The organism is Hymenobacter sp. 102, assembly GCF_049949205.1.
Lineage (GTDB): Bacteria > Bacteroidota > Bacteroidia > Cytophagales > Hymenobacteraceae > Hymenobacter.
In genome coordinates this window covers 786,921-812,060 of the sequence record NZ_CP188172.1, presented here as the reverse complement: position 1 = coordinate 812,060, position 25,140 = coordinate 786,921, and the positions used below count along the sequence as shown (strand labels likewise).

The window sequence follows — 25,140 nt, the reverse complement described above, 5'->3', positions numbered from 1 at the left end:
CCTTCCCCTTTTCTACACGCTGAACCCAAACGAAGCCCCCATACACAGCCCGTTTTAGAGTAGGTCGATGCTGGGCGCGCTGAAAAGGACGGATTGCTTCGTCGTGCCTCCTCGCAATGACGGACCTTATCCCAACCACCCAACCACCTACCTCACCACCGCGTCCAGCACTTCCAGGATTGCCCGGGCTTTGAGGAGGCATTCGGCGTACTCCCGCTCGGGGTCGGAGTCGTAGGTGATGGCCGAGCCGACCTGGAAGCTGAGGTGGCCGGTATCCTGGCGGTACTGCAGGCTGCGGATGACCACGTTGAAATCGAAGCCGCCGTCGGGGTCCACGTAGCCGATGCTGCCGCTGTAGAGGCCGCGGCGGGCCCGCTCGTAGTGCTCAATCAGCTGCATGGCCCGGATTTTCGGCGCGCCCGTCATCGAGCCCATCGGGAAGGCGGCGCGCAGCACGTCGGCGAGGCCGATTTCCGGGCGCGCCTCGGCCGTAACCGTCGAAATCATCTGCCACACGTGGCGGAACGGGTAGAGCCCGAACAGCTCGGGCACCTGCACCGAGCCGGTGCGGGCCACGCGGGCCAAGTCGTTGCGCACCAGGTCCACAATCATCAGGTTTTCGGCCCGTTCCTTTTCGTCGTGCAGCAGCGTCTGGCGCTGCTGCTCGTCCTCCGGCGGCGTAGCGCCGCGGCGGATGGTGCCCTTGATGGGCTGCGACACCAGCCGCGCCTGCTGCCGGGCCAGAAACCGCTCGGGCGAGGCGCACAGCAGGTAGTGGTGGTGGTGCCGCACGAAGCCCGCAAACGGGGCCGGTGAGGCCGCATTCAGCCGCAGAAACACGTCTACCGGGTCAATCCGCACGTTTTCGGCGTAGAACTCCTGGCATAGGTTCAGCTCGTACACCTCCCCATTCAAAATATCCTCGCGCACGGCCTGCACTGCCGTCAGGTATTCTGCCTTGGGCATCCGTGGGGTGAAGATTGGCACCGCGGGGGGCGGCAGCGTCGGCACCGCCATGGCCAGAATAGCCGCCAGCACCCCAGCGGTGCGGCCGTGGATTTCGAGGTGGTCGGCGCGCCAGTGCAGCCAGGTGTGGGGCTGGAAGAAGTGCAGCGCCGGCCAGGCGAGGCCCGAGGGGTTGGCGCTGCGCAGGTCCTCTAGTTCGTTTTTAACGTCGTAGGTGACAAACCCCAGCCGGGGGGCGGCTCCATCGGTAGCTGCCAGCCAGGAGCTCAGCTCAGTGAGGGAGCGGGGCGCGCCGGGGGCGTCCTCGGCTACGCCCAGCAGCCGCCGGAAAGGGCCTTCGGGATAGGCCAGGTCGTTGGATTCCAGGTAGGCGCAATGCGGAAACTGCGCGGCCCAGCGCAGAGCGCGGGCGCGGAAGTCGGGCGGGAGGGACGAAAGCGGAACGGAAAGCACAGGGCAAAGGTACGGGACCGAACGGCCAACTTGCTTTGACGAGGACCGGTGGACCGCGTACTAGAAAGGCCGTCGTACAGAGCCGGAGCCGAAGCATCTCGCTCGGCTGACGTCTGAATAGCATTGCAACGTCAGCACGCGAGATTCCTCGGCTTCGCTCGGAATGACGTTCTATATCCTGCTCTCAGCAGCCTCACTCGCCCAGCTCCTTCAGCGCCAGTTTGGCTTTGGTGTCGGTGCTGTTCTTGTACTCGTGGCGGGGGTAGCTCAGGGCTTTGCGGAAGTAGGCGCGGGCGGTGGCGGCCTGGCCCTCGGCCTGGTACAGGTAGCCGAGCTGCAGCGCCGACTGGGGCGCGAAATAGTAGGATGCCGTGCCGGCCAGGGCAATGGTGCGGGCGTAGTAGGGCCGGGCCGAGTCGGGGCGGCCGAGCAGGTGCAGGGCCCGGGCGCGGCGGTAGGGCTCCTCCAGCCGGTCGCGCAGGGGCGTGGTGGCGGTGGGCTCGAAGCCGTCGAGGGTGGCCAGGGCCGGGCGGTAGTAGCCGCCGTCAATCTGCAGGCGGGCCCGGGTAAGCACCGGGTTCAGCGGCTGCCTATCCTCCAGAAACCGTTGGGCGTAGGTGTCTTCCTCCAGCACCGTGCGGCCGCCCGCACCAATCTGTCGGCGGTACTTATCGGCCGCGGCCGGGTTGCCGCCCAGCCACGCCGCCAGATACAGCTTGAACCAGGCATCCTTGCGGTAGTGCTGGCCCGGGTACTGCTGCAGAAACAAGAGGTTCTCGTGCTGCGAAGCCGCGTACTGGCCCTGGTAGAGCAGCAAATCGGCAGCCATGTGGTGCAGGTAGGGCAGCGGCAGGTACTCGGGGCCGGTGGGCCGGGTGCGGTAGGCGGCCAGGGCCTCGTCGGTGCGGTGCTGCTTCTTGAGCTGGCTGATGAGCAGGTAGCTCAGGAGCTGGCTGCGGGGCTGCTGGCGCTGCAGCGTGCCCATGAGCGTAAGGGCTGCCTCGGGCTTTTTGTAGTAGGTTTCCTCCAGCAAAGCCAGAATCAGCCGGCTTTCCAGCTGGAAGTCGTTGGGCTCGGCGGCCGCCCGGCGCAGGTTGTGCAAGCCGGCTTCCACGGACCCCGGCAGCCCCAGCAGCTTCAGAAACCAGCGGTACGACTCGGGCAACGAGCCAATGAAAAACTGCAGCATGCCCAGCGTTTTGCGGGCCGGCAGGTACTGCGGGTAGCGGCGCACCACCTGCTGCATGGCCAGGTAGCTCTGGCGCAAACTCCAGGCCCCCTGCACCTCGTGCCCGAATACCACCTGCGCGGCGGCCTGGTGCAGCCGGATTTCAGCGGCGGTGTAGGCCGGCAGGGCCCCGGCGGGCAGCTGCTGCAGCTGCTTCAGCCGTTGGTCCTGGGCCTGCACGGTGGCCGCGTACCGGCTGGCATCCTGACTGATGAGCAGCTCCGTGATGCCGAGGCAGTCCTGCACCAGCAGCGTGCCGGCGTCGGAGCCGTTGAGCAGGGCCCGGGCCGCGGCGGGGCGCATGTTCAGCACTTCGGCGTAGGCTTTGGCCTGGGTGGGGGTGAGCGTATCGCGCGGGGGCTCGCCAAAGCAACGGCCGGGCACAAGGGTGTACAGCAGCAGCCACAACAGCCACTGCGAACCACTGCGCATTCCCCTGCGAACCACTGCGAGAAAACTCATAAAAACAAAAAAAGAACGGCCCCGAAACAAGGCCGTTCTTCTCTTAAAGACGCAAAATAGCTTAGGCGTTGCGGGCCTCTACGTCGGCCAGTACGCGGCCGCAGTGCTCGCACACGATGATTTTCTTGTGGGCGATGATGTCGGCCTGGCGCTGGGGCGGTACGGTGTTGAAGCAGCCGCCGCAGGCGTCGCGCTTCACCGTTACCACGGCCAGTCCGTTGCGCACGTTGCCGCGGATGCGGGTGTAGGCCATCAGCAGGCGCTCCTCCACTGGCTTCACGGCTTCGGCGCGCTCATCCATGAGCTTTTTCTCATCGGCTTCGCTTTCGCCCACGATGGTTTCCAGCTCCGACTTCTTGTTGTCGAGGTCTTTCTTCCGCTCGTCCAGCTTCTGCTTGGTGCCGCTGATTTCCTGGTTTTTCAGCTCAATCTGGTACTGAGCTTCTTTGATTTTCTTCTCCGAAATCTGGATTTCCAGCTTCTGGAGCTCAATTTCCTTGGCAATGGCCTCGTACTCGCGGTTATTGCGGACGTTGGTTTGCTGGTCTTCGTAGCGCTTAATCAGGCCGTCGGCGTCCTTGGCGTTCTGCTTGCGCTGTTTAATCTGGTCGTTGAGGCCGGCAATTTCTTCGTCGAACTTGCTCACGCGCACCTCATAGCCCGCAATTTCGTCCTCCAAGTCCTGCACTTCTTCGGGCAGGTCGCCGCGCACGCGCCGGATTTCGTCGAGCTGCGAATCGATGCGCTGCAGGTTCAGAAGGGCTTCCAGCTTGCTGGCTACCGGAATTTCCGCGGACGGATTAGAAATCATAACGGACTGGGTTGGTGAGGGTCTCTGCAATCAAGAGCGCAAAAGTACTTCCAAAGTTGCCCATAAGCAAATCCCGGAAGATTTCGCCGGTGAACTGCTCACTCTCAAAATGCCCTACGTCGCAGAGCATCAGGCGGCCTTCGGGCAGGAAGTATTCGTGGTATTTCAGGTCGCCGGTGACGTAGGCCTGGGCCCCGGCGGCGCGGGCCTTGCCAATCAGAAAGCTGCCTGCCCCGCCGCACAGCGCCACCGTGCGGATGGGCTCCCCGAACTCGGTGTGCTTGACCACGGGCACGCCCAACGCCGCGCGCAGCCGCTGCCGAAACTCGGCGGGCATCAGGGGCTCGGGCAGCTCACCCACCATGCCGGAGCCCACCTCCTGGTGCAGGTTTTCCAGCTTGATCAGCTCGTAGGCCACTTCCTCGTAGGGGTGGGCCTGGCGCAGGGCGCGCAGGGCGGCGGCCTGCAGGTGCAGGGGCAGCAGCACTTCTACGCGGTCCTCGGAGCCGGTGTGGGGCTGGCCGCGCTGGCCGCTGAACGGGTTTGTTTCCGGGCCCGGGGTAAAGGTGAAGGTGCCCTCCGAGCGGAAGCTGCACTCCGCATACTGCCCAATCTGGCCCGCGCCGGCCGCGTACAGGGCCTGCAGCACGGCCTCGGTGTGGGTGGGGGGCACGTAGGTAATGAGCTTGCCCAGCAGCCCGGGCTTGGGGTCGAGGATGCGCAGGTTCTGCAGGCCCAGCTTCTCGGCCAGCTTGCGGTTGACGCCGTGCCGCACGTTATCCAGGTTGGTGTGGGCGGCGTAGATGGCCACATCATGGCGGATGGCTTTGAGCAGGGTCTGCTCCACCTCGTTGGCCCCGGTGAGGCGCTTGAGGGGTTTAAAGATGAGCGGGTGATGGGCCACCACCACGTTGCAGCCCCGGCGCAGGGCCTCGTCCACCACGGCGGGGGTGCAGTCGAGGGCAATGAGCACGCCGCGCACTTCCAGTTGCGGGTCGCCGCACTGCAGGCCGGCGTTGTCGTAGCTTTCCTGGTAGGCTGGCGGGGCGGCCTGTTCCAGCACCCGCATCAGGTCGAGGAGCTTGGGCATGTTTGGGTAAGGTGAGAAATCCGGGGAATGGGGTAAATGTGAGCAAAATGAATGGATATGCATAGGAATGGCAAACGGAGAAACGCGCACCAGGCGGCTTCCCAACGGTTCCGGACATATTGCTCCCATTTCAACCCATTCGCTCACATTCCATTAACACTTCCACGTAACGGGCCACGTTTTCTGCCAGATTTCGGCGTTTGTACTGCATCAAAAACCGCGGATGGTCGAGCACGTGAATCTGGTTAAACAGCTGTAGCTCCTCGTTCAGTCGTTGCAGGTACTGGGCGTTGCGGCGGCCCAGGCACACCACTGCCTGCCGGGCCAGCCCCACTTCCGTTACCTGCTGTTGCAGCGAGGCCCGGATGCCGGGCCACAGCGCGTCGGTTACCGCTGGCGAGTCGTAGAAATTATAGTTGCGGCCGTCTTTCAGCAGCACCAGCGGGTAAAGGGAGCCCAGGAAAAACCGCTCGTAAAAAGCCGCCGGGCCGCCCAACGCCAGAATGACCTGCTGCACAAACTCGCTGGAGGGCTCCCGGCGGCGCGGCAACTCGTTCGGGATGCCCCAGTCGGAGAGGGTGGCGGGGTCGGTGAAGGCCACGCCGGTGCGGCCGTTGCCCAGGCGGCCGGGGTTGATACCCAGTAAGGCCACCCGGGGCTGCTCGCCGCGGTAGTAGAGCCGGGCAAACTGCGTGAGCAGCTCCCGCGGCCCCGGCTGCTGGTAGGGACTAACGGCCTCCACGCCCTCGGGCAACGCGGGCGGCAGCGGAAACTGGGTGAGGAAGCGAAGCAGGCGGTCGGCGAAGGGCATAGACGGCTTTACGGCAGTTGGCGGTGGAAGGGTGGGGTGGCAGGCACATGCCATTCGGCGCGGGGCAACCGTTACCTTTGCCTGTGCTATGCCCCACCTGCTTTCCTACCTGCTGCTGCCCCTGAGCTGGCTGTACGCGGCCGTACTGGCCGGGCGCAACTGGCTGTACGAGCAAGGCTGGAAGCCGCAGACGGCCTTCCCGGAAGTGCCCGTGCTGAACGTGGGGAACCTGCGGGTGGGCGGCACCGGCAAAACGCCCCACGTGGCCTGGCTGGTGCAGTGGCTGCGGCAACAAGGGCAGCGGCCGGCGCTGCTAAGCCGGGGTTACGGCCGCCGCACCCGCGGCTACCGCCTCGCCGGCCCCGCCGACACGGCCGCTACCGTGGGCGACGAGCCGCTGCAGCAGTATCAGCACTTTGCCGGGCGGGTACCGGTGGCCGTGTGCGAAGACCGCGTGGCCGGCATCCGGCAGCTGCTTCATCAGGTGCCCGGCCTTACGGCCGTGGTACTCGACGATGCCTACCAGCACCGCCGCGTGCGCCCGGCCTGCAACATCCTGCTCACCGAGCAGCAGCGGCCATTTTACGAGGACTGGGTGCTGCCCGCCGGCCGCCTGCGCGAGAGCCGCGCCGGGGCCCGCCGCGCCGATGTGATTATTGTAACCAAATGCCCGCTGCAACTGCCGGCCGCCGAGCAGCAGCAGATTACTGGGCACATCCGGCGCTACGCCCGGCCCGACGTGCCGGTGCTGTTTTCGGGGTATGCTTACGGAGCGCCGGTGGCGGTGCCCGGCACCGGCGCCAGTACCCAGCCCGGGCCGGAAGTGGTGCTGCTGACGGGTATTGCCCAGCCCGGGCCGCTGGTGGAGTATCTGGCGGAAGCTGGCTACCGCATCCGGCACCATGCCCGCTTCGCCGACCACCACGCCTTCACGCCGGCCGACCTGCAGGCGCTGGCTGCGCAATTACAGCCGGGCCAGTGCGTTCTGACCACGCAGAAGGACGCCGCGCGCCTGCTGGAACCGCATTTGGCTGCAAGTGTGCGCAATTTGCCCGTATTTTACATTCCTATTGACGTTCACTTCCTGGCCGACGGCGCTGCCCGGCTCACGGAGCTGCTCACCGCTTATTTTCCGCCCCACGTTGCTGTCTGACTCACTGCCGACTTCCTTTTTTTTCGCCGTGGCCGCTTCTGCCAAGCGCCCGGGGCGGGTGCGCTGCCGGGTGCGCCGGGTACTGCCCGTGGCGGCGCTGCTCGGGGCCGGCCTGCTGCCTGCCATGAGCCACGCCCAGGTGCTCGACGACTCTACCAAGGTCCGCTACGGAGCGCATACCACCTTCATTCTGAAGGAGCGGGACTTGTTGCGCGAAGACACGCTGGGCCAGGTGATTGATACGACCCTCACGCGCCTGCCGCAGCAGCGTTACTGGGCCCACGATACCACGTTTCAGCAGGATCTGGGTAACTTCGGCACGGCCTCGCGGCGGCTTTTGTGGGAGCCGAATCTGGAGCTGGGGGCCCGCCTGGGCCGCAACGTATTCGATAAATACGCCCGCAACTCGGCCGATATTCCGTACTACGATACCCGCTCGCCCTACACGTTTTTCCGCTTTCACCAGGGCAACCCCTACGAGCAGATTTTTGAGCTGTCGTATGCCCGCAGCCTGAAAAAGCACTTCAACGCGGGCTTTGCCTACGAGCGGTTTGGGTCCAATAAAGCGGTGGCCGTTACCAACACCAAAACCGGACAGGTAGAGCACAGCAACTTCCTGTTCTTCGTGCGCTACGACTCCCCCGATGGTCGTTACCACGCCATGGCCAACTTCAATACCTCCCGCCATAAGGCCGTGGAGCAGGGGGGAATTCAGCCTCAATTGGTGACAAACAATCCTGCCGCGCCCAGTGACTTCGATGAGCATGGGGATGTAATTCTCTCTCAACTATTTGAATATCAGCGCGAGGTTGTCAACCTGACCAAAGCCATCAATTACGAGGACCGGGACGAACTGCGGCTGGCCCACACGTACCGGCTGCTAGGCCGGGGCCTCACGGCCTACCATATCATTGATTACCGCCGCCAGCTCAACAAGTACACCGACGAGGCCCTTTCCAGCACTAACGGAATAGTACGCTTTTACCCGCTGATCCGGCGCAGCACCGTGCAAACCGACGACCGGGCCGAGTTCCGGCAGCTGGAAAACACGGCGGGCTTCATGGGTAACACCCGGGCTGTAGAGTACCGCCTGTATGCCCGCCTGCGCAACGCGAGCCTGGATACCCGCAGCCGCTCCGACCTGCCCGCCCAGCCCGCGCTGAAAAAGCTGCAGCCCGTTGATACCACCCAGCTGTTCGTGGGCGGCACGGCCGCCTTCCAGTACCGGCAGTTTGCCATCGAAACCGCCGGCGAAATTCGGCCTACGGCAAAATTCTCCGAATTGGGCAGTACGGAATACTGGCTGCGGGGCGCCGCCCGGCTGGGGCCCATCAGCGGAGAGGTACTGCTCAGCAGCTACGCCCCCACGCTCACGCAACTGCGCTTCGAGGGCAACCACTATAGCTGGGACCATACCGCCGGCAGCACCGACCCGTTCGAGAACACGCAGGTGCAGCAGCTGCGCGTGCGGGCGGCCCGGCAGCTGGGCATTCACTACCTGGAAGCCGTGGGCACCGTGGCCAATATCCAGAACTTGGTGTATTACACGGCCAATGCGCCCGGCGGGCAGTTTGGCGCGCCCCAGCAGTTGGGCACGGCCCGGCAGCTTACCACCTTCATGGCCCGCTACCGCCTGAACTGGGGCAAGTTTGTGGCCGACAACCAGGCAACCTACACTATTGGGGCGGGTGCCGATAACCCCGGCCTGCGCATTCCGGCCGTGGTGGCCGAGTCGCGGGTGTATTACGAGGGCTACCTGTTTAAAAAGGCGCTGCTGGGCCAGGTGGGTGTACAAGGCTACTTCCAGTCGCGCTGGAAGGCCTACGACTACAGCCCCAGTACCCAGCAGTTTTACGTGCAGGACCGCTTCACCATTCGTAATACGCCGGTGGTGGATGTGTTCCTGAGCGGCGACATCCGCACGGTGGGCATTTTTCTGAAAATGGCCTACGTAAACCAGTTTCTGCCCCAGCCCGGCTATTTCGCCACGCCGTACTACGCCGCGCTGCCCCGCCGCTTTGAGTTTGGCCTGCGCTGGCAGTTCTTTAATTAATTTGTAAAGTGGTGAAAGAGCGGAATTCTGGCCTGGTAATGAGCAGATGGTAAGCCGTTTGCAGCGTCATAATTTCATTTTTTTACCACTTCACCGTTGCCTTCATGAAAGAAAAAACCATTCTTAAGCTTAAGCTGAACTCTGACCCGCGGTGGGTGGATATTGCCAGCAAAAACATCGTGGACATTCTGGTGGATCATGCCTACTGCGAGCAGAAAGCAGCCAGCACCGGCATTTCGCTGATTGTGAAGTACCCCGAGAAAACCCGGCTGGTAGAAGAGCTGACGGCCCTGGTAGCCGAAGAATGGGAGCATTTTGCCCGGGTGCTGCAGGAACTGCGCAAGCGGGGCCACGAGCTGGGCCGGCCCCGCCGCGACGAGTACGTGGTGCAGCTGATGGCCCACGTGCGCAAGGGCGGAGCCCGTGAGCGGCAGCTAATGGACCAGCTGCTGGTAAGTGCTCTGATAGAGGCCCGTAGCTGCGAGCGGTTCAAGCTTTTGTGGAAGCACATTCCTGACCCCGAGCTCAGCCAGTTTTACTACGAGCTGATGGCCTCCGAGGCCGGCCACTTCGTGAGCTACGTGGACCTAGCCAAGGAATACTGTGACCCCCGCGAGGTAGATGACCGCCTGCAGGAACTGCTGAAAATTGAGGGCGAAATTGTAACCAGCCTGCCCGTGCGCGACGACCGGATGCACTAAGTAGCAAAACCGACGAGTATAGAATTGTTTGAATATAATTTGTAGTATATCCATAGAATTTTATACTTTGGTCATTCCTGCTGTATTTTACCCTTATGAAACAGACTGTACTTCTGCTACTTATTGTGCTGTTTGGATTGTCGTGCGGTGCTCAAGCGCAGGCCCCGGCCGAAGTGGCGCCAGCAACCATGAATTTCTGCGGGGTTGAGTTGCCAGTAGAAGGGGGCTGCACGCCCGAATCAAAGTACGCGCTGACTTGCGGAAACTACCAGCTCAACTGGATGTATCTGGATTTCAGCCTGATGAAAACGTATCCGCAGCAGTTCATTAAACAGGCGGAAAAAAAGCACAAAGGCACGGAAAAACAGCCGCTGGAATGCAGCATTCTGGGCGGCCCTATGGTACAGGGAGTCCGGCTAAGCTACCCGACTGAGGCCGGGGGCATGGCCTACGAGCTGATTGTATTCGGTGCCGCTAAAGGCCAGCCGGTGCTGGTGGACGTAGTGCTGCCCATGGACCCTGAAAAAACCTCCGACCTGCCTCCGACGGTTCAGAAAATACTGCACCTGTCTAAATAGCAGGTGGATAGTCTGGCTGTTGTAGTGGCAGAGCCGGGGCGTGGGAGGCAAGCAGGCCCGTCGGCACCGACAACTCGCCGGTGTGCGGGTCAATCAGGCCGTTGCGCTCATCCTCAATGTTGGTTGCCTGCGTGTATACGTCGCCGGCAATGGGGCGCTTGCGCATTTCCTGCTTGAACTGCCGGATGCGCTCCGTGCGCTCCTCCGAGCTTTGGGGGCCGCCGTAATCAGCAAATCCGAAACCGCCCCATTCACTCACAATCAGGGGTTTTTGCCGGCCATAGAAGAACGGGTCCCCGATTACCAGCGGCAGTACGGCCACGTTATTCAGGTCGCCCTGCACCATGCGGTCCAGCAATTCCGTCCAACGGGTCAGCTCGGGCGTGTAAATATGGGCCGTGAGCAGGTCCGACTTCAGCCGGCCTTCCTGCGAAATATGCTGCCATCCGTCGTTATCCACCACCAGGAACTGTGGGTGCTGGATGTGCAGGTAGTGGTACATATCCACAATGTAGCGGCGGGTGTCGGGGTTGGTGGCAATGTCCTGAGCGCCCCAATCCTCATTGTACAGGCTCCAGATAACCACTGACGGGTGCGACTCCATCAGGGCCAGCATGCGCAGCAGCTCGGCCCGGTGATTTTCGCGGCTGCGCGGGGTGCTGGAGTGGGGGCTGGGCACTTCCACCCACAACAATAGTCCCAGCTCGTCGGCTAACGCGTAGATGCGCGGGTCGACGCCGGCAATGTGCACGCGCACCAGGTTACAGCCCAAGGCCTGCATGGCGTGCATGTGGCGCTGCATTTCTTCGAAAGTGGCCGTACCAGGCTGGTACAGAATGCCATCCAGGTACGTCGGCTCGTTGTTCAGATACACGTAGGTACCCCGGGACTCTATTTTGCGCAGACCGAAATGGGTTTCGATTTGGGCTGAGTAGCCGTTTTCGTCAATCAGATGAGCCACCAGCCGGTACAGGTTGGGGGCACCCGGGGCCCAGAGGCGGGCTCCGGGTACTTCCATCACTACCCGTTGCTGCCGTTGGCCTACTTCCAGGCGCAACGGAAAATCGGCAGTAGCCAAGGGCTGGCCGGAGGTAGTCGTTGGGTCGAACACCTGCAGGCGCAGCGTGTAGTGCCCGGGGTCGTGGATGCGGGTGGTGAGGTTGAAGCGTACCATCCGGTCTTCAATCACGCTGTCAACCCCCACGCGGGAGCGGAGGCGGTTGCGCTCCACCATCTCCAGCCACACGCTGCGCACAGCCCCGGTATAAGTCTGGTACCAGATGCCGCCCCGCTTGTACACGTGCGACTCCTGCTTGCCCCGGGGCGTTTCGGCGTCCATAGTATCCACGATGCGCACCGTGAGGCGATTTACGGGCCGCAGGTGCTCCTCGCGCAGCTCAAAGGAGAAAGAAGTGTACTCGCCATAGTGAATGGCTTCACCTTCGATAGTAGAAAGCTGGAAGCCATTGAGCCACACCTGCGTTTCGTAGCCACAGGCCCCGAAAGTAAGTTGAAACAACGAGTGGGCATCATCCGCGTCGCGCTCAGGCAGTTCAAACAGCCGCTCATACCAGACCACCACCTTATCGTGCCAACCGGGGGAGTCGGGCCGGGCCAGGCGCAGGTGCTCCTCTACCGAGCCGGGCCAGCTGGCGGTGCTGTCGTAGGTATGGGAGAGGTGCCAGGAGTCCTGCAGGCCAACATCGTGCGTGTCTAGGGCAAACTTCCACTCCCCGTCCAGCAGCAGGTAGTTATTAGCGCGCAACACGGCCCGGGGCAGGGGATTCGCCGTGCGGATATCGTGCTGGTGGTTGGAGTAACCGTAGTTGGCCGGCGTGGAAGTTGACATGGCAGCGGGGAAAGGTGGTAGTCTAACAACGTAGCTACTCCCGCCGCGGATGCTTCTGCGGTAATAAAATGCACGCTGGTCCACGTAAAGCAGTGCGAGCCGGCGTGGGTGGCAGAGTAGTACTTCCGGAGCCGTACTGTTAGGTTTTCTGCTTCTTTTTCTTGGCCGCCGGGAACAGAATGTTGTTGAGAATGAGGCGGTAACCGGGAGAGTTAGGGTGCAGGCTCAGGTCGGTAGGCTCTTCCTCCACGAGGTGCTGGTAGTCCTCGGGGTCGTGGCCGCCATAAAAGGTCCAGGTGCCTTTAGCCAGGGTGCCATGCATGTACCGCACCTCGCCGGAAGCTTTGTTTTCGCCCATTACAACCACGTCGGGCTTCACCAGTTGCTTGCGGAAGGCAGTGGTCTGGCCCATGAAGCCTTTCACAGTCCGCTCGTGGTTTTGGGTGAGCATAGTGGGCACCGGGTCGTACTTGGCCGAAAAGTTGAACAGCTGGAAGTAGTCGTTGTCCTCGTACACGCCCCGTTCGCGCGGGTCCATGTCGATGTTACTGTACTCGTACTCAAACGGGTTCATGCGCAGCTGGAAGTTCTGAAAGGCCAGCGTGCGGTTGAAATTAAGCTTGGACTGAGCCTGCTGGTCGGCGGGGTCCCCGTCGTACATGCTTTCCACCATATCCACGCCCAGCCCGGCCAGGGCAATATCGTAGGAGTCGGTGGCGGAGCACATGGCAAATAGGAAGCCCCCACCGGCAATGAATTCCTGCATTTTCACGGCCACGGCCCCCTTCATCTGGCTGACTTTGGTAAAGCCGTTGCGCTTAGCGGCGGCTTCGGCGTCGCGTTGTTGCTGCTGGTACCAGGGCCGGGAGCGGTAGGTAGCGTAGAATTTGCCGTATTGCCCCGTAAAATCCTCGTGGTGCAGGTGCAGCCAGTCGTACTTGGGCAGGTCACCGCGCAACACCTCGTCGTCGTAAATCTGGGTATAGGGAATTTCGGCGTAGGTGAGCACCATGGTCACGGCATCATCCCAGGGTTGCTTGCCTTTAGGCGTGTACACCGCAATTTTGGGCACCTTCTCCAGCTTCATCACGTCCATGTTAGCGTTGGGGTCGGCTATTTCGGAGAGGATGCTGGTGTACTGGGCCTCAGAAATTACCTGGTACGTAACGCCGCGCACAGCCAGCTCGTTTTCGGCCCCGGGGGCCACGTCGCAGGCAAAAGCGCCGCCCCGGTAATTAAGCAGCCAGTCCACCTCCACCTGCTTGCCCAGCAGCCAGTACGCCGCCCCATAGGCCTTCAGGTGCTCCTTCTGGGAGTTATCCATCGGGATGAGAATGTGGTTGGCCCGAACTGCCAGAGACTGACTCAGGGCCGCCAGCACCAGCAAAAAAGGGAGGAAGCGAGGGAAATTCATGCGCAGGTAACGTCCAAATACGGCGGTATGATAGTTCAGCCAACGCAACGGCCGGCTGGCTACCGAAATTCGCAGGGAAAGCCGAAATTTCAGCCGAATCCGTGCAATTAAAGGTAGCGAATCCGGATGGGAGTTTCGTAGAAAACCCGTTACCTTGCGCAACCAGCCCCTGTTGGCCCGGCCCGCAAGCCGGGGGCGTTGGCTGGTTTCGTTCCCTTGTTGGCTGCCGCGTTATGCACTTGCTGGAAAACATCAAAGAGGCGTTTCGTTCCATTCAGAGCAATTTGCTGCGCACGGTGCTGACGGCCCTGATTGTGAGCATTGGTATCATGTCGCTGGTGGGCATCCTCACGGCCATTGATGCCATGAAGGCCTCGCTGAACTCCACGTTTGCCAGCCTGGGGGCCAATTCGTTTGAAATCAAGGCCAAGGGCTATTCCAACCGGGTGCGCCGGGGGGGAGTGCAGGGCAAGCAGTACCCGGCCCTCACGTACCTGCAGACCCGGCAGTACAAAACGCAGCTGGCCGAAGAAGCCAAAGTGGGGGTTTCGGCCCAGATTGCCGGAGCCGTGGAGGTGAAGGCCAACGGCATCAAAACCAACCCCAACATGCAGGTAGTGGCCGGCGACGAAAACTACCTGATGATTCAGAACTACAACCTCAGCAGCGGGCGGGTATTCTCGCCGGCCGAGCTCGACAACGGGGCTAATGTGGTGATTGTCGGGGCCGAGCTCAAGGAGAAGCTGTTCCCGGGCCAAAGTCCCCTCGACAAGTACGTGTACATGCTGGGTCGTCGGTTTCTGGTAATTGGCGAGTTGGAGAAAAGTGGCAGCAGCATGGGCGGCAAAGGCGCCGACCGGCTCCTGCTGATTCCGCTGGAAACCGGCAACCAGCTGCCCCGGCAGCGCGCCCTCACCTACGACGTAAAAACCGCCACCACCGACCCCACGCAACTCACCTACCTCACCGGCGAAGCCACCCGCATCATGCGCGCCGTGCGCCGCGACCAGCTGGGCCAGGAAGACAGCTTCGAGCTGGAGCGCTCTGACTCCCTGGCCGGCAAGCTGGATGCGTTGTCGGGCAACATGAAGATGGGCGGCTTTCTGGTGGGCTTTATCACGCTGCTCGGGGCCAGCATTGCCCTCATGAATATCATGATGGTATCGGTAACGGAGCGGACCCGAGAAATCGGTATTCGGAAGGCGCTGGGGGCAACTTCCCTGCAAATCCGGCAGCAGTTCCTCATCGAGGCCATCGTCATCTGCGTGATGGGCGGTACGCTGGGCATCCTGTTGGGCGTGGCCATGGGCAACGGCGTGTCGTTGCTGGTGGGCAGCGCCGGCTTCGTGGTGCCCTGGCTCTGGATGTTTATTGGCCTGGTGATTTGCGTAACCGTTGGGCTGGCCTCCGGCTACTATCCGGCCAGCAAAGCCGCCGGCCTCGACCCCATCGAGTCGTTGCGGTTTGAGTAGCGGCAGTAGGAGAGAGGCCGAGTTGGAGGCGTTGGCTATAGCCCATTCGCTTACCGGAAAGCGGGTTCACCTCCGGCTAACGGCGGCTCCGCAGCCCGTAACTTTTGCCTTCCGGCTCATCACTAAACCAGCGCTAATGTGTTCCCCGGAGTTGGCCTTCTGCTCCGCCTGATTTCCCGGCGGCCGCGCAATCGGGCCGATGAAAACCAGCTCCGGCAAGAGCTACTGGCGCATCAGCGCCGGCAGCTCCTGCAAGCCCGCATCCCCAATCTGAATACAGCCCGGCAGGAGGTTGGTCCTCACCTCGATTCGCTGGTTCAAGTGCTGATCCAGCACGACCCAGCGGGCCTGGGAGCCGATGCCGAAGCTTCGCCCCTGTATCCGGAGCTAGCCCGCACCCTGCTCTACCAACTGCCCAAAGCCGCCACTCCCGAGCAACGGCTGCGCCTGCTGCAATAGGAGCTATACCTGTGGTTTGGCCGGCAGGCACCGCCGCCTGAATCCGGGGATGCATTGACGTTGGCTTTGGAAGAATGGTGGCGGCAGCGTGGGGCCGGCTTGGAAACGTCATTGGGGTAGAGGCACTCCCATTTTTTTTGCCCGTATCCGTCAGCGGTGCGTGTGGTAAGGCCCGAGACGTTTCGTAGCTCCCTATAGGTAGCCTATGCAATAGCCCGCCTCATTGCGTAATAGGTACTACGTCGTTTTGAAACGCTATGCGTAGCCAGACTAGCGCGGCAGAATAAGGAAACTAGTATTTTGGTCATTTATACATACATTTGCGTAAATAACCATTTGGATATATGGCCGAATCATCAACAGTAGGGCAGCGCATTGCGCAACTGATTCAGCAGTTAGGACTGAGCAAAAACGCCTTTGCCATTTCCCTGGACAAAACCGCAACTGTTATTCAACATTTGGTTGAAGAGCGAAATAAGCCCGGTTTTGACCTTTTATGTAAGATATTTGAAGTATATCCAAATGTTTCTAAAGATTGGTTGATGCAGGGTGATGGCCCAATGTGGGGAACGGCTGAGCCTGCTTCAGCCGCTGCTAATAGGCCTGACGTTTCTGCATCAGCTACGCCGGTGACTCCCGCCCCGCTAATGGCCGCCGGAACGATACCGGCCGAGCCCATCCCGCAAGCCTCCGTGGTTACTGCCCCGTCGTCGCAGTCAGTTGTCACGGCTACATCATCAGCACCCGCATCCGAGCCCACGCCAGCTGCACCGCTGCCAACTGTTCAGTCTTCAATCGTTGAGCCGACTACTGCACCTGTTCCCGTGGCCCCTGCTGCTACCCCCGCAGCTGATGCGGGAGCCTGGCAAACGGCCTTGTACACGCAGCAGATGGCGCACCAGCTGGCCCTGGCCGAAATGCGTAACCAGCACATGCAGGAGCAGCAACGACTGATGCAGCAAATGATGGACCTTATGCAACGCCAACTCGCAAAATAATGTTTTTACACAAATGAAAAAGGCCTGAGACGTTTACATCTCAGGCCTTTTTCATTTGTGTAATTTATTTAGTGCTGAAATACTTCAATGCCAACTTCCTCGGCTTCCATCAGCGTCTGTGGATTTACCTGGGTCAGGCGCAGGCGTTTCAGCTCGCCTACCAGCAACGGGTCGTATTTGGCCGTTACGCGGATGTAGTTGGGCGTGAAGCCCTCCATCTGGCCGTTGGTCACGTCATCTTCGAACAATACGGTAGCTTCCTCGCCCAGGTGCTGCTCGTAGAAGTAACGCTTCTTCTTCTCCGAGAGGCTGCGTAGCTGGGTGGTGCGCTCGTGGCGGTGGCGGTCCTGCACGCGGCCGGGCAGCGTGGGGGCCAGCGTGTTATCGCGCTCCGAGTATGGGAATACGTGCAGGTAGCTAACCGGCAGCTCATTCAGAAACTGGTAGGTTTCCAGGAAATCGGCCTCGGTTTCGCCGGGGAAGCCCACAATCACATCCACCCCGATGCAGGCGTGGGGCATTACCTCTTTAATGAGGGCCACGCGCTCCTGGTACAACTCGCGGCGGTAGCGCCGGCGCATCAGGCCCAGAATCTTGTTGGAGCCCGACTGCAGCGGAATGTGGAAGTGGGGCATAAACCGCTTCGACTGGGCCACGAAGCGGATAATCTCGTCGGAAAGCAAGTTTGGCTCACAGCTGCTGATGCGGAACCGCTCGATGCCTGCCACCTCGTCCAGGACCCGCACTAGGTCGAAGAAAGTTTCCTTCCGCTCCCGCTCGGGGCCCTGCAGGCCAAAGTCGCCAAGGTTAACGCCCGTCAGCACAATTTCCTTCACGCCAGTCTCGGCCAGCTTCTCTACCCGTTCCACCACGCTTTGCACCGAGCCGGAGCGGCTCTTGCCCCGGGCCAGTGGAATGGTGCAGAAGGAGCAGCTGTAGTCGCAGCCGTCCTGCACTTTCAGGAAGGTGCGCGTCCGGTCGCCGTAGCTGTGGGCCGCGTGAAACTCGGTGGCTTCGGAAATCGGTGAGGCAAACACCTGGCCGGGCTGGCCCTTCTCGGGCTTCTGGAAGCCGGCCAGCGTTTCAACCAGCTGGAATTTCTCGGCCGCGCCCAGCACCGCGTGTACCCCCGGAATTTCGGCAATTTCCTGGGGCTTGAGCTGGGCGTAGCAGCCCACAATGGCCACCAGGGCTTCGGGATTATGCTTCAGGGCCTCCTTCACCACCTTCCGGCACTTGCGGTCGGCGTGGTCCGTGACGGAGCAGGTGTTGATAACGTAGATGTCGGCGGCATCCTCGAAAGCGGCTTTCACGAAGCCGTGCTCCTCAAACTGTCGGCCGATAGCCGACGTTTCGGAGAAATTGAGCTTGCAGCCCAGCGTGTAAAAGGCAACTTTTCTGGTTTCCATTTCCATAAACAAGGCGGCAAAGATACGGCAGAAGTTGCAGGTTTCCGGCAGCGAGGCAGATGGCTTGGCGGCCTTACCGAATACGGAAGCCTATATCAGAAGCCTATATCATGTACTACTTGGATTTGAAAGGTGAGTACTGTTCAACTTTCGTTACACACAGGAAAAACAGAGCTATTCTTAAATTTGAAGTCGGATAAACATTTTACTGCTTTGCGTCCTACCCATTCTTCGCATTTTATGTTGTTAACTGGAATTATTTTCAGCCTGTTGAGTTGCACGTCAAATAACTCAGAACCGTTAAATGTAAGAGTCCCTTTTTCGCGTCACCGTGTTGGGGCATTTACAATAGAGTTGCCTACGACATGGAAGCCACTGGACGTATCTGCCACGAAAGCGGGGCAGGGTGTAGCTGGTTTATATGCATTTCAGCCCCCTTGCGATACGGCAGCCTCGTTTTGTGAGAATGTTGTTATTCGGTTAACTACACCGACTCCTGAGGTGTCGTTAACTGAGACGGGGACACTTATGGAAGAGGCTTTCCGAGAGAAGTTTGAGCGTTATACGTTACACAGCCGTCGGGACACCATTATTCATCAACTTCCGATGGTTGTCCTTGATTATGAATTTACTACCCAGAATTTGCGTCTGCGCTCAACAGCTGTCTTAGTCCAATCATCTGGGTGTATGGCACAATTTGGTTTTACAACCATTAATGAGCCAAAGGCAACGGATGCAAACCATCAGCGTCTGCTTCACACTATTATTACCTCTATACGCCCCGAATAGCATACTCACTTCCGCAGAAAATCGGCAAACGACAACTGCTCATACGCCTGCCCAAACCGGAGCTGCGCATCCGATACGCCGGCGTCCCGCTCAATCACCTGCCGGGCCACGTTGTCATAGGTCACGGTTCCTGCTGGCGAGGCTACGCCGAAGCCATCGGTGAAGCAGTAGAAGGCCACGCCGCCGGGCCAGCCGGCTGGAGTGGGGGCCAGCAGGTCGCGGCTCCAGTTGAAGCCGGTGGCGGGCAGCTGCAACTGGTGCAGCAGGGTGGCGGCTACGTCGGTCTGGCTGCCGTAGGTGCTGATGCTGCGGCCCGCCACTTCCGGACGCAGAGCGCCGCCGGTGAGCAGCAGTGGCACCCGGAACTTGGCGGGGGCATGGTTGGGCGTGTCACCGGGCTGGGGGTGGCCGTGGTCGGCTACCAGCACTACTAGTGTATTCGGCCACCACGGCTGCCGGCGGGCCTGGGCCAGGAATTGGCCGAGCACGTGGTCGGTGTAATACACGGAGTTGCGGAAGCGGCTGGCCTCATCCGTACCAGCAAAGCGGGTGCGCATGGGCACATCGAAGGGCTCGTGGGAGCTGAGGGTGAAGGCCGTGACAAAGAACGGCGGCCGTTGCCGGGGCAGCTCCCGCAGCATCCGTCGCAGCAGCACGTGGTCGTGGGCACCCCACTTGGAGTTCTGGTCCTGGCGGGCGAAGTCGGCGCGTTCCGTGAACTGCTCGTAACCGGCCGTTACCAGGTAGCTTTTCATGTTGGCAAAGGCCAGTTCGCCACCGTGGTAATACGCCGTGCTGTAGCCCTGGCCGCGCAGCACCTGGGCCAGGTGGGGCAGGCGTTCCGTCTTGCGCGGATACTTTATAATAGAGGTAGCCGGCTGGTTAGGGTAGCCCGAGAGCAGCGCCACCAGGCCCTTCTGGCTCCGGTCGCCGGCCGCGTAGATGTTCCGGAAGGCTACATCGGTGCGGGCCAGGCTATCGAGGGTGGGTGTAACGCCCCGCTCGCCGCCCAGGTGGCCCACCAGCTTGCCCGTGAAGCTTTCCAGGATGATGAACAGCACGTTGGGCCGCCGGGTGCGCAGCAGGGTAGTAGTATCCGGAGCAGGGGCGTAGAGCGGTTGTACCAACCGCTGCGCCGTTGAATCGGCCATGAACTGGTAGGGGTTCGGGCCGGCGTTCTGCAGAAACAGGGAGTTAACCACGTTCCAGGGTACATTCACGGCGGCGTGGTTGGCGAAGGGCACGCTGGAAAAGTACACGTCGCTCTGGTTTACCGGAATCTGCTGCAGCCCGCCGCGCAGGGGCACCACCAGCAGCAGCAGGTACAGCATCCCCGCCAGCGCCGCCCGGCCCCGGCCAAAACCGGCGGGCAGGGCCGGCAAACGGCCCACTAGCTTCTGATAGAAACCCCAGCCCAGCAGCAGCAGCCCGGCAAACGCGCCCAGCAGTAGCAGCACCGGCGCAGTTCCGGCCGAGGCGGCGGCTTCCTGCGGAGTGCTCAGGTATTGCAGCGGCGTAGCATCCAGCCGGAAGCCCCAGGCGCGGTACAGCTCCAGATCAGCCACCGTAAGCGTGGCCACCACTACCCCGGCCACCGCCGTGAAAAACCGCAGCAGCCGCTCCAGCGGAAACTTCGGCCCCAACAAACTGCCCACCGCAAACAGCAGAAACGGCACGAGGCACAGGTACGCCGTGGCCGAAGCATCCAGCCGCAGCCCGTAGCCGAAAACCCGGGCAACCGTTTCCGGGCTCAGTGTAGCCGTGCGGGCGGCGTGATATAGCAGAAAAGCGGCCTTGGCCGTTACGAAATACGCCAGCCAGAAAACGAAATAGCGGGGCTGAAACGCGAAGCGGTTTTTCACCCCCCAAAGGTAGGCTACGGGTTGCTAGCGGAGAAGCCCGTGCTGGGCGGCGTCAGTTGAGCGGGTTGGTGAGAAAAGCGTAGATATTACAGGCTATTAGATTACTCATAGGTTGTATTTTGACTGTGTAACCCAATAATTGACGGGGGTAGTGGTGAAAATGTGTATGTTTATCGAAAATACAGGCTAAAAAATGGGGGTGTTGTTGTGAAATAGTGTGGTTTGCCTGTACCTTTGGCATCATAACCCCGATTTATCTCTCACGCCTACCTCTAGCATGGCAATTCTTCGCTTTAAAGCTCTCGAATTAGTTGACCAGCGCCAGCCGCTGGCCGTCACCGTTACGGGTGAGCGTCGCTCCGATACGTTCGGCAAGAACGTATTCAATCTCGACGCCATGCGGGCCACCATGCCCGGCGAATACTTCAAGAAGCTGCAAGCGGCCATCAAGCAAGGCTCGCCGGTAGAGCGCAGCGTGGCCGATGCCGTGGCTTCGGCCATGAAAACCTGGGCCATGGCCAAGGGTGCCACCCACTATACCCACTGGTTCCAGCCCCTCACCGGTGCCACCGCCGAGAAGCACGACTCGTTCTTCGACCTGAACTCCGACGGCCGGCCGATTGAGAATTTCAAAGGCTCGGCGCTGGTGCAGCAGGAGCCCGATGCCTCGTCGTTCCCCAACGGCGGCATCCGCAATACCTTCGAGGCCCGCGGCTACACCGCCTGGGACCCCACTTCGCCCGCTTTCATTCTGGAAACCGCCGGGGCCAAAACCCTGTGCATCCCCACCATCTTCGTAGCCTACACCGGCGAAGCCCTCGACTACAAAGCCCCGCTGCTGAAGTCGCTGGCCACGCTGGAAAAGGCCGCCGTGGATGTGTGTCAGTATTTTGATAAGGACGTGCAGCGCGTGCACACCACGCTCGGTATCGAGCAGGAGTATTTCCTGGTTGACCGCGCCCTGTACAACGCCCGCCCCGACCTGGTAATGACCGGCCGCACGCTGTTCGGCCATGCCCCGGCCAAAGGTCAGCAGCTCGAAGACCACTATTTCGGCTCCATTCCGGCCCGGGTGCACGCCTACATGCTGGACTTCGAGGAAGAAGCCAACAAGCTGGGCATTCCGCTGCGCACCCGCCACAACGAGGTAGCCCCGCACCAGTTCGAGTGCGCCCCCACCTTCGAGGACGCCAACCTGGCCGTCGACCACAACCAGCTGCTCATGGACATCATGGAGCGCGTGGCCGACAAGCACAACTTCAAAGTGCTGCTGCACGAGAAGCCGTTTGCCGGCGTAAACGGCTCGGGCAAGCATAACAACTGGGCCATGAGCACCGATACCGGCGTGAACCTGCTGGCCCCGGGTCGTCGCCCGAAGGAGAACCTGCAGTTCCTGGCGTTCTTCATCACCACCATCAAAGCGGTGCACCGCTACGCCGATTTGCTGCGTTCCAGCATTGCCTCGGCCTCTAACGACCACCGCCTGGGTGCCAACGAAGCCCCGCCGGCCATCATGTCGGTATTCGTGGGTTCCATGCTGGACTCCGTGCTGGATGAGCTGGAGCGCACCGCCAAAGTGCCCCTCGACAAAGGTGACAACATCTACCTGAAGCTCGGCATCGACAAGATTCCGGCTATCCTGCTCGACAACACCGACCGGAACCGCACCTCGCCCTTCGCCTTCACCGGCAACAAGTTCGAGTTCCGCGCGGTAGGCTCCTCGGCTAACTCCTCGTCGGCCATGACCACGCTCAACGCCATTGTGGCCGAACAGCTTATCGACTTCAAAAAGTCGGTGGACAAGCTCATCGAGCAGGGTAAGAAGAAGGAAGTAGCCATTGTGGACGTGCTCCGCGAGTACGTTATCAGCTCCAAGAGCATCCGCTTCGAAGGCAACGGCTACTCCGACGAGTGGAAGGAGGAAGCCGCCGCCCGTGGCCTCTCCAACGTGCCTACCACGCCCCAGGCCCTGGATGCCATTGTGGAGGCCGAGGCCGCCGCGTTGTTTGAACGGCACAACATTTTCTCGCACGTGGAGCTGCACGCCCGCCACGAGATTCTGCTGGAGGATTACATCAAGAAAATCCAGATTGAGAGCCGCGTAATGGGCGACCTGGCGGTGAACCACATCATCCCCACGGCCGTGGCCTACCAGACTAAGCTCATCACCAACGTGCGCGGCCTGCGCGAGCTGGGCCTCGACGATGAGAACACGCAGGTAACGCTGGATACCATCAAAGCCATTTCGCGCCACATCACCACCATCAAAACCCAGGTGGATGAGATGATCAACGCCCGCAAAGTGGCCAACAAACTAGACGATACGCGCGAGCGGGCCGTGGCCTACTGCGACACCGTGAAATCACATTTCGACACCATCCGCCGCTCCGTGGATAAGCTGGAGCTGATGGTGGCCGATGAGGACTGGCCCTTGGTAAAGTACCGCGAACTGTTGTTCCGGCACTAAGTCCGAGGTCAGAATCGGGCCGGAGTTGGGTGGGAATTTTCTCCGCGCCACGATTTCAGAAAAGCCGTTTCCGGGTGGGGACGGCTTTTTTTGTGCCTGCATTTTGGTGCATGGCAAAAACGCCCTGCTGAGTATCAGCAGGGCGTTTTCATTTTCGGCGTTAAGCAGCGGTATGCGGCGTTAGGCGTTTTGCCGCCACCAGTTTTGGCCGCTAGTTTGGCGACGCGCCGGAAGCTTGCTACCAACTCGTGTTCGTAGGTGCCCAGGTAGCGGATGAAGCTCTTCTCGGTCGGGTGGCCTGTGGCCAGCATCACCTCCGTGCGCGACATGCCCTAGTGGATCTTGAGGGTGACGAAGGTTTTGCAGCCCACGCGGCTGGTCACCGGAGTGCGGGTAATACCGGCCAGGCGGGCCAGGTGGTAGGTTGTCGTCGAGCTTAGGCACGTAGGGCAAGTAAGTGTGCTGGGCAAGAAGAACGTGCTGTGTAAAGCGGCACAGGCGGCTCAGAAAGCCATTGCCATTGCGGAAATAGGCATAAGCTTACCGAAGCAGTGGGCTGCCAATGCGGAGGCTGGAGCAAAGATTTCGGCCATGGCTCCGCCAGTTACCGTGCCGTTGGGCGTAACCTATACCTTTGGCGCACATGCCCTGGCCACGGCTGGGGCGGCAGCGGCTACCGCTAAAATTATGGGCTTTCGGGCAGGTGAGTGCACGCTGGCTTCGAATGGTCTGAATCTGCTTGATATGAACCGTATGACCGTCGCGCCGAGCGGCAGGCTCCTGGACCAGGATGGGTATCCGGTGGCCGGCGTAGTGCACGAGAATGAGTACATGATTCCCGCGTGGATGCGGGCCGACCCGCAGGTGGTGCAGATTGAACAGTTCCTGGAAACCAAGCGCTTGCGCGGTTACACCAAGGGCGGAGCCACCAGCGACGACGTAACTGTACCATCCACTGTCCCTGGGCCCGCACCGAAGGCGCAAGTGCAGTTGCAGCTGCTGGAAGTGCTCCGCCGGTTAAACTCGCGCTTGGCCGACAAAACGGACGGTTCATGAATAGATAGACGACCAGTAAAAACGCCCCCGAAAAACAGAGTTTTCGGGGGCGTTTTTGATGCCTTTTTCTGGACAGTCATTGGTGAGTAGAAGCTACGCGTTTACCGAACAGCTGCTAACGCTTCTTTACTTCTGGGAGCCGAACAAATAAGCGACCGAGAACTGGAAAGCATGGCTGCGGTAAGTTGGCGGTTTGGCGTTAGTGCGACCGGGCTCGTACTCGGCCCCGAGGTTACGCAGCCCCTGGCTGTAGCCGAGCTGCATTTGCAGGCCATTGTTAAAGCCATAGCCCAGGCCTCCCTGCAGGCCCAGGTCAAGCTCCTTGGACACGTATGGATCTTCGGGACCGTTCTTATACGTGTCACCACCCTCCACATCTCCCTCATCGGAGCCGCCGCGGGTCGCGCCGTTCCCATACCGGCCGCTTTGCGCAGACTTATACTTGCCCCCCAGCAGGAAACCCACGTAGGGGCCAGCAAACACCTGCAGACCTTGACTGCCCTCCTGCGAACTGAACATTACGTTAAGGGGTACAGCCAGATAATTGAAGCGGAACTCGTACTCGCCATGATAAGTGTAGTCGTAAGGCGCGTCGTAGGCATCTTCGTCGAAGGAAAAACCTTTCTGCGAGTACAGCACCGCCGGCTGTACGGACCAGTGGGTACCCAGCCCGACCTGCGCTACTAGGCCGGCCTCTGCTCCGCTACGGGAAGAATTGGTCACCTTCAGATACGTGTTACCGGGATACTCGAAACGGCCAAACGATTGGTTGATGCCTACTTTGGGACCGATCCGGAAGGAGGACTGAGCGTGAGCACTTGTCGCGGCCAGCACTAGCGCACCAGCGAGAAGAATAGGAGAAAGGGTTTTGTTCATGCGGGGTAATAGGAAAAGGATATATCGGGGTGGCGAAAGCCAGGCGGGTATAGGTATAGGAACACGCTTATTAATTGCTCATTGCCGAAAATACACCACCGGAGCGTTTCGCCGGTTCAAAGCTACGGCACATTGCTAATGTGGGCAACTGAGCATTGTGCTCAAGGTGGCTCGAAAAGGTAC

General features: G+C 60.7%; 21 protein-coding genes. 10 read left to right on the top strand and 11 right to left on the bottom strand.

Annotated features, from left to right (window positions below; all coding sequences use genetic code 11):
- Positions 1 to 147 precede the first annotated feature (147 nt).
- The 5 genes from pabB to ACN19L_RS03540 form a co-directional block, all read right to left on the bottom strand.
- Complete coding sequence (gene pabB / locus ACN19L_RS03560; protein WP_426492173.1) at positions 148 to 1,419, bottom strand: aminodeoxychorismate synthase component I; 1,272 nt, start codon at positions 1,417 to 1,419, stop codon at positions 148 to 150.
- A gap of 193 nt (positions 1,420 to 1,612) precedes the next feature.
- Positions 1,613 to 3,109 (bottom strand): tetratricopeptide repeat protein, encoded by a 1,497-nt coding sequence (locus ACN19L_RS03555; RefSeq protein WP_426492172.1) that lies wholly within the window; start codon positions 3,107 to 3,109, stop codon positions 1,613 to 1,615.
- A gap of 61 nt (positions 3,110 to 3,170) precedes the next feature.
- The gene (locus ACN19L_RS03550) at positions 3,171 to 3,920 is read right to left on the bottom strand and encodes a zinc ribbon domain-containing protein (protein WP_426492171.1); all 750 of its coding nucleotides are present in this window, start codon (positions 3,918 to 3,920) and stop codon (positions 3,171 to 3,173) included.
- Positions 3,910 to 5,010, bottom strand: a complete 1,101-nt coding sequence (locus ACN19L_RS03545; RefSeq protein WP_426492170.1) for a Nif3-like dinuclear metal center hexameric protein — start codon at positions 5,008 to 5,010, stop codon at positions 3,910 to 3,912. The genes ACN19L_RS03550 and ACN19L_RS03545 overlap by 11 nt, the downstream gene beginning before the upstream one ends.
- Before the next feature lie 130 nt (positions 5,011 to 5,140).
- Positions 5,141 to 5,821: a uracil-DNA glycosylase family protein gene (locus tag ACN19L_RS03540; RefSeq protein ID WP_426492169.1), complete on the bottom strand. Its 681-nt coding sequence runs from the start codon at positions 5,819 to 5,821 to the stop codon at positions 5,141 to 5,143.
- Positions 5,822 to 5,909: 88 nt separating this feature from the next.
- On the opposite strand from ACN19L_RS03540, the gene lpxK reads away from it, so the two are divergent.
- The 4 genes from lpxK (at position 5,910) to ACN19L_RS03520 (ending at position 10,306) form a co-directional block, all read left to right on the top strand.
- Positions 5,910 to 6,974 carry a tetraacyldisaccharide 4'-kinase gene (gene lpxK, locus ACN19L_RS03535; protein ID WP_426492168.1) on the top strand — a complete coding sequence of 355 codons (1,065 nt, stop codon included), beginning with the start codon at positions 5,910 to 5,912 and terminating at the stop codon, positions 6,972 to 6,974.
- Between the two features lie 28 nt (positions 6,975 to 7,002).
- Positions 7,003 to 9,027 (top strand): putative porin, encoded by a 2,025-nt coding sequence (locus tag ACN19L_RS03530; protein ID WP_426492167.1) that lies wholly within the window; start codon positions 7,003 to 7,005, stop codon positions 9,025 to 9,027.
- A 104-nt stretch (positions 9,028 to 9,131) separates the two neighbouring features.
- Positions 9,132 to 9,728 carry a tRNA-(ms[2]io[6]A)-hydroxylase gene (locus tag ACN19L_RS03525; protein WP_426492166.1) on the top strand — a complete coding sequence of 199 codons (597 nt, stop codon included), beginning with the start codon at positions 9,132 to 9,134 and terminating at the stop codon, positions 9,726 to 9,728.
- A 95-nt stretch (positions 9,729 to 9,823) separates the two neighbouring features.
- On the top strand, positions 9,824 to 10,306 hold the full coding sequence (locus tag ACN19L_RS03520) for a hypothetical protein (RefSeq protein WP_426492165.1): 483 nt from the start codon (positions 9,824 to 9,826) through the stop codon (positions 10,304 to 10,306).
- Here ACN19L_RS03520 and ACN19L_RS03515 read toward each other — a convergent pair.
- Positions 10,299 to 12,155 (bottom strand): glycoside hydrolase family 2 protein, encoded by a 1,857-nt coding sequence (locus ACN19L_RS03515; protein WP_426492164.1) that lies wholly within the window; start codon positions 12,153 to 12,155, stop codon positions 10,299 to 10,301. The two genes, ACN19L_RS03520 and ACN19L_RS03515, sit on opposite strands and share 8 nt — an antisense overlap.
- 139 nt (positions 12,156 to 12,294) lie before the next feature.
- Entirely contained in the window at positions 12,295 to 13,569 is a 1,275-nt protein-coding gene (locus tag ACN19L_RS03510; protein ID WP_426492163.1) for an asparagine synthetase B, read from the bottom strand.
- A 233-nt stretch (positions 13,570 to 13,802) separates the two neighbouring features.
- On the opposite strand from ACN19L_RS03510, the gene ACN19L_RS03505 reads away from it, so the two are divergent.
- The 3 genes from ACN19L_RS03505 to ACN19L_RS03495 all read left to right on the top strand — a co-directional run bounded on the left by ACN19L_RS03505 (position 13,803) and on the right by ACN19L_RS03495 (position 16,498).
- Positions 13,803 to 15,041, top strand: coding sequence for an ABC transporter permease (locus tag ACN19L_RS03505; protein ID WP_426492162.1), 1,239 nt, complete (start codon positions 13,803 to 13,805; stop codon positions 15,039 to 15,041).
- 138 nt (positions 15,042 to 15,179) lie between these two features.
- The gene (locus ACN19L_RS03500) at positions 15,180 to 15,500 is read left to right on the top strand and encodes a hypothetical protein (protein ID WP_426492161.1); all 321 of its coding nucleotides are present in this window, start codon (positions 15,180 to 15,182) and stop codon (positions 15,498 to 15,500) included.
- Positions 15,501 to 15,844: 344 nt separating this feature from the next.
- Entirely contained in the window at positions 15,845 to 16,498 is a 654-nt protein-coding gene (locus tag ACN19L_RS03495; RefSeq protein WP_426492160.1) for a hypothetical protein, read from the top strand.
- Between the two features lie 68 nt (positions 16,499 to 16,566).
- Here the strand turns inward: ACN19L_RS03495 and mtaB are convergent, their stop codons facing one another.
- Entirely contained in the window at positions 16,567 to 17,913 is a 1,347-nt protein-coding gene (gene mtaB, locus ACN19L_RS03490; protein WP_426492159.1) for a tRNA (N(6)-L-threonylcarbamoyladenosine(37)-C(2))-methylthiotransferase MtaB, read from the bottom strand.
- A gap of 126 nt (positions 17,914 to 18,039) precedes the next feature.
- On the opposite strand from mtaB, the gene ACN19L_RS03485 reads away from it, so the two are divergent.
- A complete protein-coding gene (locus ACN19L_RS03485; RefSeq protein WP_226269067.1) occupies positions 18,040 to 18,696 on the top strand; it encodes a DcrB-related protein in 657 nt (218 codons plus the stop codon).
- A 5-nt stretch (positions 18,697 to 18,701) separates the two neighbouring features.
- On the opposite strand, the gene ACN19L_RS03480 is transcribed toward ACN19L_RS03485, so the two are convergent.
- Complete coding sequence (locus ACN19L_RS03480; protein WP_426492158.1) at positions 18,702 to 20,558, bottom strand: LTA synthase family protein; 1,857 nt, start codon at positions 20,556 to 20,558, stop codon at positions 18,702 to 18,704.
- Positions 20,559 to 20,835: 277 nt separating this feature from the next.
- Between ACN19L_RS03480 and ACN19L_RS03475 the strand changes: the two genes are divergently transcribed.
- Positions 20,836 to 23,025 (top strand): glutamine synthetase III, encoded by a 2,190-nt coding sequence (locus tag ACN19L_RS03475; RefSeq protein ID WP_426492157.1) that lies wholly within the window; start codon positions 20,836 to 20,838, stop codon positions 23,023 to 23,025.
- Between the two features lie 134 nt (positions 23,026 to 23,159).
- On the opposite strand, the gene ACN19L_RS03470 is transcribed toward ACN19L_RS03475, so the two are convergent.
- Positions 23,160 to 23,354, bottom strand: coding sequence for a hypothetical protein (locus ACN19L_RS03470; protein WP_426492156.1), 195 nt, complete (start codon positions 23,352 to 23,354; stop codon positions 23,160 to 23,162).
- 415 nt (positions 23,355 to 23,769) lie between these two features.
- Between ACN19L_RS03470 and ACN19L_RS03465 the strand changes: the two genes are divergently transcribed.
- Complete coding sequence (locus tag ACN19L_RS03465) at positions 23,770 to 24,081, top strand: hypothetical protein (RefSeq protein WP_426492155.1); 312 nt, start codon at positions 23,770 to 23,772, stop codon at positions 24,079 to 24,081.
- Between the two features lie 126 nt (positions 24,082 to 24,207).
- Here the strand turns inward: ACN19L_RS03465 and ACN19L_RS03460 are convergent, their stop codons facing one another.
- Positions 24,208 to 24,957, bottom strand: coding sequence for a porin family protein (locus ACN19L_RS03460; protein WP_426492154.1), 750 nt, complete (start codon positions 24,955 to 24,957; stop codon positions 24,208 to 24,210).
- Between the last annotated feature and the right edge of the window lie 183 nt (positions 24,958 to 25,140).